18 protein-coding genes are annotated in these 15,844 nt (G+C 59.4%); 13 read left to right on the top strand and 5 right to left on the bottom strand.

The window, feature by feature from the left end; translation table 11 throughout:
* Positions 1-802: NADH oxidase (locus WD429_RS09135; protein ID WP_368421865.1), on the top strand; the 802-nt coding region annotated here is incomplete at its 5' end.
* Positions 803-885: 83 nt separating this feature from the next.
* Here the strand turns inward: WD429_RS09135 and WD429_RS09130 are convergent.
* Positions 886-1,944 carry an SDR family oxidoreductase gene (locus tag WD429_RS09130; protein WP_368421864.1) on the bottom strand — a complete coding sequence of 353 codons (1,059 nt, stop codon included), beginning with the start codon at positions 1,942-1,944 and terminating at the stop codon, positions 886-888.
* Between the two features lie 140 nt (positions 1,945-2,084).
* Here WD429_RS09130 and WD429_RS09125 point away from each other — a divergent pair, with 140 nt between their 5' ends.
* The 7 genes from WD429_RS09125 (at position 2,085) to WD429_RS09095 (ending at position 8,766) form a co-directional block, all read left to right on the top strand.
* Entirely contained in the window at positions 2,085-2,372 is a 288-nt protein-coding gene (locus WD429_RS09125; RefSeq protein WP_368421863.1) for a LysR substrate-binding domain-containing protein, read from the top strand.
* A gap of 390 nt (positions 2,373-2,762) precedes the next feature.
* Positions 2,763-3,836: a sensor histidine kinase gene (locus tag WD429_RS09120; protein ID WP_368421862.1), complete on the top strand. Its 1,074-nt coding sequence runs from the start codon at positions 2,763-2,765 to the stop codon at positions 3,834-3,836.
* Entirely contained in the window at positions 3,833-4,591 is a 759-nt protein-coding gene (locus tag WD429_RS09115) for a LytR/AlgR family response regulator transcription factor (protein WP_368421861.1), read from the top strand. Before WD429_RS09120 ends, WD429_RS09115 begins: the two co-directional genes overlap by 4 nt.
* A gap of 69 nt (positions 4,592-4,660) precedes the next feature.
* Positions 4,661-5,602: a hydroxymethylbilane synthase gene (hemC, locus tag WD429_RS09110; protein ID WP_368421860.1), complete on the top strand. Its 942-nt coding sequence runs from the start codon at positions 4,661-4,663 to the stop codon at positions 5,600-5,602.
* A complete protein-coding gene (locus WD429_RS09105; protein ID WP_368421859.1) occupies positions 5,583-6,395 on the top strand; it encodes a uroporphyrinogen-III synthase in 813 nt (270 codons plus the stop codon). The genes hemC and WD429_RS09105 overlap by 20 nt, the downstream gene beginning before the upstream one ends.
* Positions 6,396-6,397: 2 nt before the next feature.
* Positions 6,398-7,531, top strand: coding sequence for a uroporphyrinogen-III C-methyltransferase (locus tag WD429_RS09100; protein ID WP_368421858.1), 1,134 nt, complete (start codon positions 6,398-6,400; stop codon positions 7,529-7,531).
* The gene (locus WD429_RS09095) at positions 7,528-8,766 is read left to right on the top strand and encodes a heme biosynthesis HemY N-terminal domain-containing protein (RefSeq protein ID WP_368421857.1); all 1,239 of its coding nucleotides are present in this window, start codon (positions 7,528-7,530) and stop codon (positions 8,764-8,766) included. Before WD429_RS09100 ends, WD429_RS09095 begins: the two co-directional genes overlap by 4 nt.
* Positions 8,767-8,816: 50 nt before the next feature.
* On the opposite strand, the gene WD429_RS09090 is transcribed toward WD429_RS09095, so the two are convergent.
* The 3 genes from WD429_RS09090 to rho form a co-directional block, all read right to left on the bottom strand.
* Complete coding sequence (locus tag WD429_RS09090) at positions 8,817-9,551, bottom strand: FAD-binding oxidoreductase (protein WP_368421856.1); 735 nt, start codon at positions 9,549-9,551, stop codon at positions 8,817-8,819.
* Positions 9,552-9,595: 44 nt separating this feature from the next.
* Complete coding sequence (gene ubiD, locus WD429_RS09085; RefSeq protein ID WP_368421855.1) at positions 9,596-11,083, bottom strand: 4-hydroxy-3-polyprenylbenzoate decarboxylase; 1,488 nt, start codon at positions 11,081-11,083, stop codon at positions 9,596-9,598.
* 176 nt (positions 11,084-11,259) lie between these two features.
* The gene (rho, locus tag WD429_RS09080; protein ID WP_368421854.1) at positions 11,260-12,522 is read right to left on the bottom strand and encodes a transcription termination factor Rho; all 1,263 of its coding nucleotides are present in this window, start codon (positions 12,520-12,522) and stop codon (positions 11,260-11,262) included.
* Between the two features lie 20 nt (positions 12,523-12,542).
* Here rho and WD429_RS09075 point away from each other — a divergent pair, with 20 nt between their 5' ends.
* From WD429_RS09075 to WD429_RS09055, 5 genes are all read left to right on the top strand, one after another.
* The gene (locus WD429_RS09075) at positions 12,543-12,728 is read left to right on the top strand and encodes a hypothetical protein (protein ID WP_368421853.1); all 186 of its coding nucleotides are present in this window, start codon (positions 12,543-12,545) and stop codon (positions 12,726-12,728) included.
* 106 nt (positions 12,729-12,834) lie between these two features.
* Entirely contained in the window at positions 12,835-13,407 is a 573-nt protein-coding gene (gene moaB / locus WD429_RS09070) for a molybdenum cofactor biosynthesis protein B (RefSeq protein WP_368421852.1), read from the top strand.
* A 2-nt stretch (positions 13,408-13,409) separates the two neighbouring features.
* A complete protein-coding gene (gene glp / locus WD429_RS09065; protein ID WP_368421851.1) occupies positions 13,410-14,624 on the top strand; it encodes a gephyrin-like molybdotransferase Glp in 1,215 nt (404 codons plus the stop codon).
* A 2-nt stretch (positions 14,625-14,626) separates the two neighbouring features.
* Entirely contained in the window at positions 14,627-14,896 is a 270-nt protein-coding gene (gene moaD, locus WD429_RS09060; protein WP_368421850.1) for a molybdopterin converting factor subunit 1, read from the top strand.
* A 1-nt stretch (position 14,897) separates the two neighbouring features.
* A complete protein-coding gene (locus WD429_RS09055; RefSeq protein WP_368421849.1) occupies positions 14,898-15,353 on the top strand; it encodes a molybdenum cofactor biosynthesis protein MoaE in 456 nt (151 codons plus the stop codon).
* Positions 15,354-15,437: 84 nt separating this feature from the next.
* On the opposite strand, the gene trxA is transcribed toward WD429_RS09055, so the two are convergent.
* Entirely contained in the window at positions 15,438-15,764 is a 327-nt protein-coding gene (gene trxA, locus WD429_RS09050) for a thioredoxin TrxA (RefSeq protein ID WP_368421848.1), read from the bottom strand.
* Positions 15,765-15,844: the final 80 nt, after the last annotated feature.

Genomic DNA, 15,844 nt, shown 5'->3' with positions numbered 1-15,844 from the left:
CGCAGCGCAAAGCCTGATGGGCAAAACCGTTGCGTTCATTGGCGGCGGTAGCTACCGCAAATACCTCTGTGCCAATGTGCAAAGCTGTCTGGAACTGGAGCCGGGTACGACTGCAGTCGAAGGTGCTTCCAGCTTTGTTAATCCGCTGACTGCATTAGCCATGGTGGAAACCATGCGCGCTGAAGGCCACAAGGCTATCGTTCACGCTGCCGCCGCCTCTAACCTCGGGCAAATGCTTAACCGCATCTGCATCGCCGATGGCATCGACCTGGTCAATATCGTCCGTAAGCCTGAACAGGAAGCGTTGCTGCGCGATCTGGGTGCCAAGTACGTGGTCAACTCCAGTCGCGACAGCTTCATGGCCGACCTGATCCAAGCACTGATCGACACCGGCGCTACCATCGCTTTCGATCCAATCGGTGGCGGTCGCCTGGCTAGCGATATTCTTACCTGCATGGAAGCCGCCGTCTCTCGCAACATGACTGAATACAGCGTGTATGGATCTGACATTTACAAACAGGTTTATATCTATGGCGGCCTTGATCGCGGCCCCATCACACTGAACCGCAGCTTTGGTTTTGCCTGGGGTGTAAACGGCTTTTTGTTGTTCAATGTATTAGGAAAGCTGGGTAATGAAATCACCGCCGCCATGCGTAAACGCATAGCCGCCGAGATCAGAACGACCTTCGCCAGTCACTACACTCACGAAGTATCCCTGGCCGGCGCGTTACAGCTGGATGCGATCTCGGTTTACGGCAAGCAAGCTACCGGAGAGAAGTTCCTGATCAAACCACAGAGCTAACCTTTAGCGTCTGGCCGCAAGGCCATCCTGGGGCGTAACGTCAGGAGCGTCCCAGGGCTGCTTGAGATCGGTCAGATCGCAGTTCAGGGAATGATTTTCTCGGCGCGCAGGCGATCGAACAGGTCTAAAAAGGCACCGCGTGTCTCGCGGAAATGGTCGAAACCAAAGTCGCGGCACTTGGTGGTATCGTTGACGCACTCCTGATCGCGACCGAGATCGGCGTCGGTGTGCCACCAGGAAGCCAGCTTGCCGACGTCCGGCTCCACCAGGTTGTGCTTTTCTGCAATCTCGCGCCAGGTCGATTCCGCGTCGGCCATCTGCTCCTTCAGCGGGTGCGGCGTCTCGGGACAATCCGCAACTTCAAGGCCGAAATACTCGCCGATCTCGCGCCACATGCGACGCCAGCGGAAGACATCGCCATTGACCGTATTAAAGGCCTGATTCGCCGCGCCCGGCGCAGTCGCCGCCCACTCCATTTGGCGCGCAAGAACGAGGGCATCCGTCATGTCGGTCAGCGCATTCCACTGGGTCTGCGAGCCCGGGAACACGAACGGCTGGTCGGTCGCCTTGCAGATCGAGGCGTAAACGGCGATTGTTGTGCCCATGTTCATGGCGTTGCCGAGTGCATAGCCAATCACGGTGTGCGGGCGGTGCACGTTCCAGGCAAAGCCGTGACGATTGGCGGCCTCGAACAGCACATCTTCCAGCGCGTAGTAGAAATTGTTCCCCGGTACCCGCGGCTCGGATTCGCGGAACGGGGTTTCGATTCGCCCGCTCCCGTAGGCCTCGAACGAGCCCAGATACTGCTTGGTGCCCGTAACCAGCGAGGCATGTTCTAAGTTGTCGCTATCAACCGCCTCGAACAAATGACGCATCATCGCGCTATTAGCTTCGACGTTGGCGTTTTCGTTGTCTCGACGAATCCAGGTGCAGTAGAAGACGTGAGTAATCGGCAGCGCGGCAAGCGCCCTCTTGGTGGCCGGTTTGTCCAACAGATCGGCGGCAACGGGAATCACGCCGTTCTGTTCGGTGGCGCGGCGCGACAGACCATAGACGGTCCAACCGCTGGCCACCAGATAAGCTGCCAGATTGCCACCGGTAATGCCAGTGGCGCCCACAACAAGTGCTGTGCCTTTACGCATGATCAATTGTCCCTCTTGAAAATTCAAAAAGAGCTGGCGTCACGCCAGATCAATAAATACAGTCTGGCCAAGAGAAATCGTTGCTACAATCGAAAGTATCGAAAATCTTTATTGCATGAGACGCAACACGATGAACTTGAATGCGATGGATCTTAACGCCCTGCGTTTCTTCGAACGCGGCACTGCTCGGTCAGGGGCTGGTCATTTTTCCCACCTGGCTGATCGCCGAGGAGCTTGCCGAGGGTGCTCTGGTTCCACTACTTGAAACGTGGCGCAGCGAGGTCATGCCTGGCCACCGCGAGCTTTATGTGCTGACCCCCGAACGCCGAATCAGAACGCTCAAGGTGCGTGCCTTCATGGATTATCTGTTCGAGGCGGTATCGCCTCTTCCCCCCTGGGATCGCTGGCGGGAAAGGCTTCAGCGCTAGTCATATTAAACGGCCTGGTGGGTGCGGCCTCATCGTCAGCGAAGGAACGCCGGTGTCCCCCGAGGCCCAGGGGTATATTCATCTCTCCGGCATCGGCTTACGATACGTCGCTGCCGGATCACGGATCGTTTCAATCGAGTCGAGTTGCCGAAATCCCTGTCGAAACGGCACAACCTTGAGGGCACCGTCAGGTCCGCTTTGTATCTAAACGGTATGCTGCAGTATATTGACTTTTTTGACTCATACCGACTAGCGCATAGCCACCTCCGATATCACCCAGAGGATATTCATCGAAGGGTTACGCTTTTGAGGGAATGAGTAAATGGTTAGTCGCAGGATTATAGCATTGCCGCGCCTCCCGTTGCGCTCCCGGTTCAGGATTGAGATGTCATGGCAGTAGCCCCGAAAATCAGTGACTTTTACGTGCCGGATCTGTGCCGGGTGCGCTCCGTGTTCCTGCTACTGGTCACCAGCGAACTGATGGTGCTGGCGCTGTCCATCGTGCAGGCCGAAGGCGGCTGGATCGACTGGAACTATTTTGGCTTGCTGTCGCTGTTTGTGCAGTGGACGGTACTCACCAGCGCGGCGCTCATCTGCCTGTTGCGCGGCTGGCTGTCACGGCTGACAACCCCGCGCGCGACCCTGGTGATGATCGCCATCGTGCTGGTTGATGTTCTCGCCTTCAGCCTGTTCGCCGACAGCGTACTGCACCCCCAACCGGGCGTGATCGACTGGCAGGCCATTGCCAAAAAACTGCTGCTGGCCCTGCTGATTACGCTGATGGTACTGCGTTATTTCTACCTGCAGCACCAGTGGCGCCAGCAACGTGAAGCGGAAATGCAAGCGCGCCTGACGGCCTTGCAGGCTCGCATCCATCCGCACTTTTTGTTCAACAGCATGAACACCATCGCCAGCCTGATCGCGGTCAATCCGGAACGGGCCGAAGACGCTGTACTGGATCTGTCGGAGCTGTTCCGCGCCAGCCTGCGCGCCGATGACCGGCTCATTCCACTGCAGGATGAGCTGGACCTGTGCCGGCGCTACCTCGACATCGAGGCACTGCGCCTCGGTGAGCGGCTAACCCTGGAGTGGCATATTGCCCCGGATCTGGACACACAGGCGATCCCGCCACTGACTCTGCAACCGCTGCTGGAAAACGCCATCTACCACGGCATACAGCCCCGCCCGGAGGGGGGCACTGTCAAACTCGAGGTGTCCCGGCGTGGCAATTTTGTCTACGTCATGGTGCAGAACCCCAGGCCGGACCCGTCTTTCAGCGGTCATGATGGCAACCGCATGGCGCTGGCGAATATCCAGTCCCGGTTGCAGGCGCTGTTCGATGAACAGGCGGTCCTCAAACACAGCCACCAGAACGACGTGTACACTGTCACCCTGCGGCTACCGGTCCATAAGGCCGGGCAAAAGCCGGAAATGAACACAGCTTCAGCGGCCAACAGGCAATGACACCTATACACGACAACCGTAAAATTCTGATCGCCGATGACGAGCCCCTCGCGCGGGACCGCCTGCGCCGCCTCGTCGAGGATATCCCGGGTTACCAGGTGTGCGGTGAAGCGGGCGACGGTGGCAATACCCTGCGCCAGGTGGCAGAGCTCGACCCCGACATTCTGCTGCTGGACATTCGCATGCCGGGCATCGATGGCATGGAGGCCGCTGCCGCCATCAGCCGGCTCGACCGCCCGCCCGCTGTCATTTTTTGCACCGCCTATGATCAGCACGCCATCAAAGCATTCGAGGTTCGAGCTGCGGCCTACCTGCTAAAACCCGTACGTCGCGAAGCGCTGGCAGAAGCCCTGAGTCGCACCGGACAGGTGAACCGGGTGCAGCAACAGGCCCTGACCTCCCGCGAGGCGGCGGCTGGCGGGCAGCTGGCCATTCGCTCACACCGCGGTACCGAACTGATTGATATCGGGGCAATCCTCTACTGCGAGGCCGATCAGAAATACGTCACCATTCATCACACCCGGGGTGAAACGGTGTCGGATTACACCCTGAAAGAGCTGGAAAACGCCTTCCCACAGTCGCTTCTGCGCATCCACCGCCACACTCTGGTCGGCGCGGACTTTATCCAGGCCCTGAGCCGCAGTTCCAGCGGTCAGGCTTCGGTTGTGCTGCGTGACGGGCTGGGGGATCTTCCGGTCAGCCGCCGCCACGCCAGCGCGGTCAGGCAGTGGCTTCAGGAGCATCGGGCAGGCTGAGCACCACGGGACATTTGGACGGCGTCAAGGTAACCTTGACGGACATTTTTTACATTGGCACAGCACATTATGTCAGAACGAACTCTTCGTATTGCGACCCGCAGCAGTGCTCTGGCGCTGTGGCAGGCCGAATTCATCAAATCCGAACTGGAACGGCTCCACAACAACATCACCGTGGAGCTGGTCAAGATCAAGACTCAGGGCGACAAGATTCTCGACGTTCCTCTCGCCAAGATCGGCGGTAAGGGGTTGTTCGTGAAAGAACTCGAGGAAGCCATGCTCGACGGCCGGGCTGACCTGGCGGTGCATTCCATGAAAGACGTCCCTATGGAGTTCCCCGAGGGGCTCGGGCTGGTGGCCATCTGCGAACGGGAAGACCCGACCGATGCGTTTGTCAGCAACCACTACGATACTGTGGATGCCTTGCCTCAGGGCGCGGTGGTCGGCACCGCCAGCCTGCGCCGCGAGTCTCAGCTGCGCGCCTATCGCCCGGACCTGCAAATTCGCATGCTGCGAGGCAACGTCAACACCCGCCTGGCCAAGCTGGATGCCGGCGATTACGATGCCATCGTGTTGGCCAGTTCAGGGCTGAAGCGGCTGGGATTCCACGACCGCATCCGTTACTGCCTGCCCGATTCGCTGTCCCTGCCTGCAGTCGGACAGGGTGCGCTGGGCATTGAGTGCCGCCTGGACGACTCCGACTTGCTGGCCATGCTGGCACCCCTGAACCACCACGACACCTGGGATCGGGTCAGCGCGGAACGTGCGCTCAACCGGCGCTTGCAGGGCGGCTGCCAGGTCCCGATTGCCGCATACGCCCTGCTTGAGGATGACCATACGGTGTGGCTTCGCGGGCTGGTTGGTGCTGTCGACGGCACCCAGATTTTCCGCGTGGAGGGTCGCGCGCCGAGAACCGAAGGCGAGCGTCTGGGCCGGGAGCTGGCCGAAGACCTACTGGCCATGGGGGCTGACAAGGTATTGGCGGAAATCTATGGCCACACCCCTACCTGACCACAAGCTGCTCGTCGCGCGGCGGATACTGATATGCCGGCCCGAGCCCGAAGCCTCCCGGCTGGCCGATGCGTTCCGCGAGGCCGGAGCCGAGGCACGGGTACTGCCGCTGATTCGGCGGGAACCGCTCCCGGAAACGCCGGCCACCCGCACCCTGATCCAGAATCTTGACCTGTACACCCACGTGATTGCCGTCAGCCCCTATGCCGCCGGCCTGTTTTTGGCGCTGGCGGACAACTGGTGGCCGCAGCTTCCCATGGGTATTCGCTGGTACGGTGTGGGGGGCGGAACCGCATCGATATTCGCCCAAAGCGGCCTGGACCCCTGCAAACCCGCCAAGGGCTGGACCAGCGAAGCATTACTTGCGCTTCCTTCGCTGCAGACTTTTCACCATGAAAAGGTCCTGCTGGTCAGAGGCGAAGACGGCCGCGAGCTGATACAGCAGACGCTGACCGAGCGTGGGGCCGATGTGACCCTGCTGCCGCTTTACCGGCGCCTGTCGCCAACCCCCGATAAAGCCTCACTGGACAGCGCTCTGCTACACTTTCACCCCGACGCCGTGATCACCCTGTCGGGAGAAACTTTGAACAATTTCATCGCACTGAGTAAGAATAGCGGCCATAATCCGGAGACAACATTGCTGGTGGTTCCTGCCAGCCGGATTGCCCAACGGGCTCATCAGGTGGGGCTGACACAAACCTGTGTCCCGCAGAGCCTTGCCGACACCGACATTGTGGCTGCCGTCGCCCAGGAGCTGGACCGCCGGACCGGTAGCGCCGGAAACACCAAGTAAGGATGCCCGTGACTGACTCAAACACGCAACTGCCCGCACCTATCGCCAAAGATCAGCCCGCTCGCCAGAAGCTCTGGCCATTGTGGCTGCTGTCCCTTGTTGCCATCGCTCTGGTCATTGCCCTCGCACTCTGGAATTGGCAACAATGGAACAACCAGCAGAATCAGCAGCAAATCCTCACCGACACCGGCGACGATGTGTCTCGTCTTGAACGCCTCTACGGCGAGAGCGGCAGTGAGCAAAGTGAGAGAATCCGGGCCCTTGAGAACAAGCTGACCGCTCAGCGAGACCTGATCGCCACCCAGCAACGGCAGATTGACCACAACGCCCGTGAACTGCTGGAAGCCGGCAACCGCACCCGTACCGACTGGTTGTTGGCAGAGGCTGAATACCTGTTACGGGTCGCCAACCAGCGGCTGTTGATTGAAAAAGACATTCGCGGTGCACTTGCGGCCCTGAAAGCCGGCGATGACGTTCTCAATGAATCCGACGACATCGGTGTCTACCCAGTGCGGGAACGGCTCGCAAAAGAGATTCTGGCCTTAAAAGGCATCGCCGATGTGGACCGCACCGGCCTTTACCTGACACTGGAAGCGGCCATCGACAGCGTTAACCAGCTCACCGACGACGCGCTTGTAAACGAACAGGCACCCGGGTTTGTCACCCGCGCCGACGAAGCCCTGGGAGACGAGCCCGGCGGTGAAGCCGGCATGCTCAGCCAGGGCTGGTCCCGGGTAAAAAGCACGCTGGCGGATGTCATTGTGGTACGTCGCCTGGATGAACCAGTAAAACCCCTGCTCTCCCCCGACCAGAGCGCTTACGCCCGCCTAAACCTGCAACTGATGCTCGAAGAGGCAGAAATGGCGGTACTTCGCGGTCACCAGGAGCTGTATCAGCGCGCGCTGATCAAAGCCGGCAACGCCATCAGTGACTGGTATGACAACAGCAACCCACAGGTGGCGGCACTGACCGAAACCCTGAGTGATCTTCAGGACCGTAATATCGACCCGAGCCTGCCCGACATCAGCCGGTCCCTGGAACTGCTGAAGGCTCGCCTCGAAGGCCGCCAGCAGGCGGCAGAGCCCGACAACGACCAGCAAAATAGTGAAAACGGGAGCGGGGAGAACGATTCATGATTCGCCTGCTTCTGATCCTACTCGTCGCATTACTGATCGGTACCGGATTATCACTGGGCCTGCAGTACGATCTTGGCTACATCCGCATCAGCCTGGGGCACTATCTGATTGAAACCAACTTCTGGGTTGGGCTGGCCGCCCTGCTCACCCTGGTGGTGCTGTCGGTTCTGGCCATCAACCTGGTGCGCCGGCTACGCCGGGGAACCGGGCTGATGACCGGCTGGCTTGCCCGCGGCAACGAACGTCGCGCCCGCCGCCGGACCACCAAGGGCCTTCTTGCCCTGGCCGAGGGTAACTGGCCCCGCGCCCGTAAGCTGCTGACCTCATCGGCCAGCCATGCCGACACGCCATTGATCAATTATCTGGCGGCGGCACAAGCGGCGTTTGAATCCGGCGATCACGAGGCAGTAGACGAATTGCTGCGCAAAGCTTTTGAGAGCACACCCGGTTCGGACATGGCGGTGGGCATCACCCAGGCACAACTGCAACTGGCTGGAAACCGCCTGGAACAGGCACTGGCCACGCTGATTCGTCTGCGCAAACAGGCCCCTCACCATCCGTTCGTACTGAAGCTGCTAAAAAGCACCTACCTGCGGCTGGAAGACTGGCGCGAACTGTCCCGGTTACTGCCGGAAATGCGCAAGCGCAACCTGCTGGCGGCCGACGAGTTGGAGAACCTGGAGCGGACGGTGTGGCTGAACCTGCTGCAGCGGGCTGCGGAAGACTGCCGCCGCCAGACCGGCGGCGATTCCGCCTCACTGGAGCCGCTGACCCGGTTATGGGACGAGCTACCTGGCGTACTGCGCCGGGACGAGCACACCATCCGCGAATACGCCCGTCTGCTCGCCGCCCTGGGTGACGAAGCCCAGTCGGAAACTTTGCTGCGGAAGGTGCTGCGCAATCACTGGAGCGACGAGCTGATCAACCTGTTTGGCCGAGTCAAAGGCCACAAACCGGACGAACAGCTGCTCATTGCCGAACAGTGGCTGAAAGATCGCCCCAACAACGCCGAGCTGTTACTGGCACTGGGCCGACTGAGCCTGAGAAACGAACTGTGGGGCAAGGCCCGGGAATATTTCGAGACCAGTTTGCGACTGCGCCGCAGCCGCGAAACACTGGCGGAACTGAGCCGGCTGAACGCCCATATGGGCGAAGGCGACAACAGCGTTAAACTGCTCATGCAGGGCTTTGTCAAAGACAGCGAATTGCCGGACCTGCCAATGCCGAAGGCGTAAGATCAATCAATGCTGTCGGATTACGCTGGGCTGATCCGACAAACCAGAACTCAGCCCCTGGGCGCATATTCCAGCACATCGGAGAAAAATGCGGATGCCGGCAGGCCAGCGGCGATCAGGGCATCCATCAGCGTGTACACCATGGCCGGCGATCCGCTGGCGTGTACTTCCACATTCGCCCAGTCCATCCCGGAAGCCAGAACCGTCCGCACCAACTGGTCGTGATGACCAGCCCAGTCGTTATCTTCGTCATCACCCACCACCGGCATAAACGTAAAGGGCGGCCAGTCCTGGTCCCATTGCTGCGCCAGCGACCGCAGGTACATATCCTCGTGGCGGCGCACGCCCCAGTAGAGCTTGACCGGTTGCTCGTAACGGGTGGTTCTTAAGTAGTCCACCAGGCTTTTCATCTGGGCAAACCCGGTCCCCGCGGCCACTAACAGCAGCGGCTTCTCCGGTTCTGAGGCCAGGCAGGCCTTGCCATGGGGCAGCTCTACCGTCACCTCATCGCCGGAGGTCAGCGCGTCAATCACTTTCTGGGCCGATAGCCAATCGGGCGCGGCCTGAATATGCAGCTCAATATTCGATTCGGACGGGCTGCTGGCGATAGAGAAATAGCAGGGGTCGCTATCCGGCAAATTCACCGACAGGTACTGACCGGCGTGAAAAGACAGCTCGTCCCGGTGCGGCAACTGAAGCTCGACCCGATAGACGTCGTGGCTGATGGAGCGAACGTCCACCACCTTGGCCCTGCACTCGCGAGGCTGATTGGTTCCTGCTGCCATAATGGCGCTTATCTCCAGTTGCGGGATTTATAACGCTGTTCCTGTTACTCGGGGCGCGTAGGCGATGTTTCAATACCCAAGCTGTCCCAGAGCTCATCCACCCGCTGCTTGACCTCATCGGTCATGGTAATCGGGGTGCCCCATTCACGGCTGGTTTCGCCGGGCCATTTGTTGGTGGCGTCCATCCCCATTTTGGAGCCAAGGCCCGACACAGGCGAGGCAAAGTCCAGGTAATCAATGGGGGTATTTTCCACCAACAGGGTGTCGCGTGACGGGTCCATACGGGTGGTCATCGCCCAGATCACGTCTTTCCAGTCCCGCGCATTCACGTCATCGTCGGTCACAATCACGAACTTGGTGTACATGAACTGCCGCAGGAAGGACCATACGCCCATCATCACCCGTTTGGCATGACCAGGGTACTGTTTCTTCATGGTCACCACTGCCAGGCGGTAGGAACACCCCTCTGGTGGCAGGTAGAAGTCCACGATTTCCGGAAACTGCTTCTGCAGAATCGGAATAAACACTTCGTTCAGCGCAACACCGAGAATCGCAGGTTCATCGGGGGGCCGGCCGGTGTAGGTGCTGTGGTAAATCGGATCTTTGCGATGGGTAATGCGCTCGACGGTGAAGACCGGGAACTGATCCACTTCGTTATAGTAACCGGTGTGATCCCCGAACGGCCCTTCTGGCGCCATGTCGTCGGGATAGATAAACCCTTCCAGCACAATTTCGGCACTGGCCGGCACCTGCAAATCACTGAGACCACACTGAACCAGCTCAGTACGGCTGCCACGAAGCAGGCCGGCAAAGGCGTACTCGGACAGGCTATCCGGTACCGGTGTCACCGCGCCAAGGATGGTGGCGGGGTCAGCCCCCAGGGCCACCGCCACCGGGTAGGGTTTACCCGGGTTGGCTTTCTGGAATTCCTGAAAATCCAGCGCGCCACCGCGATGGCTGAGCCAGCGCATGATCAGCCGGTTACGGCCGATGACCTGCTGGCGGTAGATGCCCAGGTTCTGGCGTTCCTTGTGAGGACCGCGAGTGATCACCAACGGCCAGGTTACCAATGGAGCGGCATCCCCCGGCCAGCAGTGCTGCACCGGGATCTGATACAGATCCACCTGGTCTTTCTCGATCAACACATCCTGACAGGGTGCCGAGCGCAGTACCTTCGGGCTCATGCGCATGACCTGGCGGAACAGCGGCAGCTTCTCGATGGCATCCCGAAAACCCTTGGGGGGATCCGGCTCCTTCAGGAAAGCCAGCAATTTGCCAATGTCCCGCAGCGCGGTCACATCGTCCTGCCCCATGCCCATCGCGACCCGTTTCGGCGTACCGAACAGGTTGGCCAGTACCGGCATGTCGTAACCTTTCGGGTTCTCGAACAACAACGCCGGGCCGCCTGCCCGCAATGTGCGGTCGCAGATCTCGGTCATTTCCAGGTGGGGGTCGACTTCAACGGAAATACGTTTGAGCTCGCCGAGCTTTTCCAACTGGGCGATGAAGTCTCGCAGGTCGTTATATTTCATGGGATGCTCCGTTTTATGCCTAGGGTACTACGGAGATTGTGGTTCCCTGGACCTTTATCTTGGGGCGGAACCGGATACGGGGCAGGGGTCCAAAACGGGAAGCGTGGCTTCCCTGATTGTTTTGGACCCCTGCCCCGTATCCGGTTCTCAAGACGTCGGGTTAACTGCGCCCCGGATCAACGACGCTTCATGGACTGGAAGAATTCGTCGTTGGTCTTGGTTTCTTTCAGCTTGTCGAGCAGGAACTCGATGGAGGCGGTGTCGTCGTCCATGGAGTGCAGCAGCTTGCGCAGTATCCATATGCGCTGGATATCGGCCTCGCTCATCAACAGATCTTCGCGGCGGGTGCCGGAGCTGCGGATGTTGAGCGCCGGGTATACCCGCTTCTCGGCGATCTTGCGATCCAGGTGCACTTCCATGTTGCCGGTGCCCTTGAACTCTTCGTAGATCACCTCGTCCATCTTGGAACCGGTATTCACCAGCGCCGTGGCGAGGATGGTCAGGCTGCCGCCTTCTTCCACGTTACGGGCCGCGCCGAAGAACCGCTTGGGTTTCTCCAGAGCGTGGGCGTCAACGCCACCGGTCAACACCTTGCCCGAGGACGGGATGACGGTGTTGTAGGCACGGGCCAGACGGGTGATGGAATCCAGCAGAATCACCACGTCTTTCTTGTGCTCGACCAGGCGCTTGGCCTTTTCGATCACCATTTCCGCCACCTGAACGTGACGCGCCGGTGGCTCGTCGAAGGTGGAGGCGATGACTTCGCCGCGCACGGTGCGCTGCATTTCCGTCACTTCTTCCGGGCGCTCATCGATGAGCAGCACCATGACATGGCACTCCGGATTGTTACGGGTGATGGACTGGGCAATGCTCTGCATCAGCAGCGTCTTACCGGCCTTGGGCGGGGAGACGATCAGGCCGCGCTGGCCCTTGCCGATCGGAGCCACCAGGTCCAGAACCCGGGAAGACAGATCTTCGGTACTGCCGTTACCTGCTTCCAGAAACAGCCGTTGATCGGGAAACAGTGGCGTGAGATTCTCAAACAGAATCTTGTTACGGGCGTTGTCCGGCTTGTCGAAGTTAATTTCATTAACCTTCAACAGGGCGAAGTAACGCTCACCGTCTTTGGGTGGGCGGATCTTGCCCGCAACGGTATCACCGGTTCTCAGGTTGAAACGGCGAATCTGGCTGGGTGATACGTATATATCATCCGGGCCGGCAAGGTATGACGCGTCTGCGGATCGGAGGAAACCGAAACCATCCTGCAGAATTTCCAGTACGCCATCGCCGTATATGTCTTCGCCGCCCTTGGCATGCTTCTTGAGGATGGTGAAGATCACATCCTGCTTGCGCGAGCGGGCCAGGTTATCGAGGCCCATCTCTTGCGCAATATTGAGCAATTCGGGCATGGAGTTCTGCTTGAGTTCAGTAAGATTCATAGGTTGTTAGATAGTCAGGAATGGAAGTAAACGAATATTGGGGTGACAGGAATGCCCTTGAACGAGTTATTCAGGTAGTAGCTGAACTTGATGCTGGCCAGATGGAGCAACCGGTAGATAAAGAAAGCCGGAAAAGTTCTGAAACCAGAGACAGGATGAACAACCGTTCGCCGGACAACAGCGATAATCGGCCACCTGACCAGTGAATGTCAAGTGATCCTGTCCAATTTTGAACCGATCGCCCTCTTCCATTCCAGCCAGCCTACGGGGATACTGACCACAATCAGTCAGTTAACTTATGGGAGTGATGCCATGAACAGCCCAAAAAGCAGCGAATTCAAGCCCCTGAATATTGCCCTCCTGACGGTATCCGACAGCCGTGGAGTCGATGAAGACACCTCAGGGCAGTTCCTTGAAAACAGTGTTTTGGAAGCCGGCCATGCCCTGGTCGCCCGGCGCATTTTGCCGGACGACGTGTATCTGGTGCGCGCATTGATGGCGGGCTGGATTGCCGATCCGGACATCCACACCATTATCATCACCGGCGGCACTGGCTTTTATGAACGGGACAGCACCCCGGAAGCCGTGGCACCGCTGCTGGACAAAACCATTGATGGCTTTGGTGAGGAGTTTCGCCGGCTGTCGGTGGCTGAGATTGGCACCTCCACGGTTCAGTCCCGTGCCTTTGGCGGGCTTGCCAACCACACCGTGATTTTCTGCCTGCCCGGATCGACCGGAGCCTGCCGTACCGGTTGGAACGGCATTCTGAGCACTCAGTTGGACAGCCGTCATGAACCCTGTAATTTTTCCGCGCTGGTGCTGAGTAAACCGGCTTGCCCCTATGAACGGCTACACCAAAAGATTGGCAGCCGGGGGCAGCGATAGCCATGGCAGTCCCTCAACTGACACCGTTAGAGGAAGCCCTTGCCCAAATATTGGCGCAGGCAACGCCCGTCGCCGGATCGGAAACCGTGAACCTGACAGAGAGCCTTGGCCGGGTTCTGGCAGCAGACCATCACGTACCGGCGGATGTGCCGCCAGCTGACAACAGCGCAGTGGACGGTTACGCCCTGAGATATCAAGACGTTGCTCCCGACAAAGCCTTTCCTGTCTCCGCCCGCTTGCCTGCCGGGCAAGCGCCGGAACCGATAGAACCGGGAACAGTCGTTCGCATTTTTACCGGCTCGGAAATTCCCGAAGGGGCGAACGCCGTGGTGATGCAGGAGTGGACCGAGGTCACCGAAACCGGTGTGGTGATCCGGGCCGATGTCAATGACGGCCAGAACATACGCCGTCGTGGCCAGGACCTGGACCAAGGTGACCTGGCGCTGGCCCGGGGTACCCGCATCCGTCCACAGGAAATGGGGCTGCTGGCGTCGATGGGCATGGCCCGGGTACCGGTGTTGCGCCGCCTGAAAGTGGCGATCCTGAACACCGGTGATGAACTGGTGGAGCCCGGCACCGCGCTGAGCCCGGGGCAGATCTACAACACCAACCGCTTCACCCTTCTTGGCCTGCTGGCCAGAACCGGTTGCGAAGTGACGCTGTGCGAAACCCTCAGGGACACGCGGGAGACCACGCACGAAACGCTGAAACGAGCCGCCAGCATCTCGGACTTGATCATCACCACTGGCGGTGTATCGGTGGGCGAGGAGGACCATGTGCGGGCGGCGCTGGAAGAGTCCGGTGAGCTGTCGTTGTGGCGGTTGGCGATCAAACCGGGTAAGCCACTGGCGTTTGGCTCAATCAATGGCACGCCAATTCTGGGGCTGCCAGGCAACCCGGCGGCTGTGCTGGTGACGTTTCTGGTGATCTGTACTCCCTACATTCGCAAATGCCAGGGCGTCACGGATTATCGCGTTTTCGGTGAACAGCTGCCTGCGGCGTTCACGGTGGATACCACCTCCGTCCGCAAGGAGTATGTCCGGGCGAAGAAGGACATTCACGACGAGCACATGGCCGTAGCGGCATACCCGAACCAGGGTTCCGGCATGCTGAGTTCCGCCTGTTGGGCGGACGGTCTGGCCGTGGTACCGGAACATACTACCGTTACTCCCGGTGATATGATGACGTTTTATTCCTTCGCTGAGCTGCTGGGGTGACCATGGCTGACGACACCACACTGACCGTTCGTTTTTTTGCTCGTCTGCGGGAAGAACTGGGCACTGACAGCCTGACCCTGACCCTGCCACCGTCCACGACCACCACCGCCGGCCAGGTACTGTCTGAACTGGCGAAAAAGGGCGGTGCCTGGGCTCAACTGACTGGCGATCAGCCGGTGATGATTGCGGTCAACCAGGCCATGGCCAAGCCGGATACGTCTCTTGGAGGTGGAGATGAAGTGGCGTTTTTCCCACCGGTGACGGGAGGCTGAGATGAACTATTCGGTGTCTGTTCAGGAACAGGATTTCGACGCCGCGGGCGAATATCAGGCGCTGCGAGATAGCGGTGCCGGTACCGGCGCGATTGCGACCTTCAGCGGGCTGGTGCGAGACAGCGGCGACCTGCACGGTGTGACCGGGTTATTTCTGGAGCATTATCCGGGAATGACGGAGCAGGTTATCACCGGGCTGATTGCCCAGGCTTCGGCGCGGTGGGATGTACGCAAGGCGCGGGTGGTGCACCGGGTAGGTGAGCTGGCGCTGGGAGATCAGATTGTGTTTGTCGGGGTGTGCAGTGCCCACCGCGGGGATGCGTTCGCGGCCTGTTCGTTCATTATGGATGCTTTGAAGACGTCGGCACCGTTCTGGAAGAAGGAGCTGTCTGGCTCCTCGGGGCATTGGGTGGAGCAGAAAGATTCGGACTTGGCGCGCCACAAAGAGTGGGAGTAGTTGAACTAGTCTTAATGCCGGGAGCATCGCGTCCGCCCGTGAACCTTGGTTCAGGGGCGGCTTCAGGCGTCTGATCGTCAGCGATCAGAGATTGCTGTCGAGGAAGGCCGCGAGCTGGGATTTGGACAGCGCGCCGACTTTGGTCGCGTCCACGTTGCCATTCTTGAACAGCATCAGGGTGGGGATGCCGCGAATGTTGAACTTGGGCGGTGTCTGCTCGTTTTCGTCGATGTTGAGCTTGCAGATTTTCAGCTTGCCATCGTATTCATCGGCAATTTCTTCCAGTACCGGCGCAATCATTTTGCACGGACCGCACCACTCTGCCCAGTAATCCACCAGTACTGGTACGTCGGACTGCAGAACGTCCTGCTCAAAGGATGCGTCGGTTACGTATACGATATTTTCGCTCATTACCTATTCCCGATTCAGGCACCTGAATTGCCCCCGGCCCATGCCAGAAGCTCGGTGCTGTTGAACGTTGAGAAGGCTGA

The sequence above is a fragment of the Marinobacter sp. genome (assembly GCF_040904845.1).
In the GTDB taxonomy this organism is placed as follows: Bacteria; Pseudomonadota; Gammaproteobacteria; order Pseudomonadales; family Oleiphilaceae; genus Marinobacter.
The sequence above is the reverse complement of the archived record's forward strand: the minus strand, read 5'-3'. Positions and strand labels throughout refer to the sequence as shown.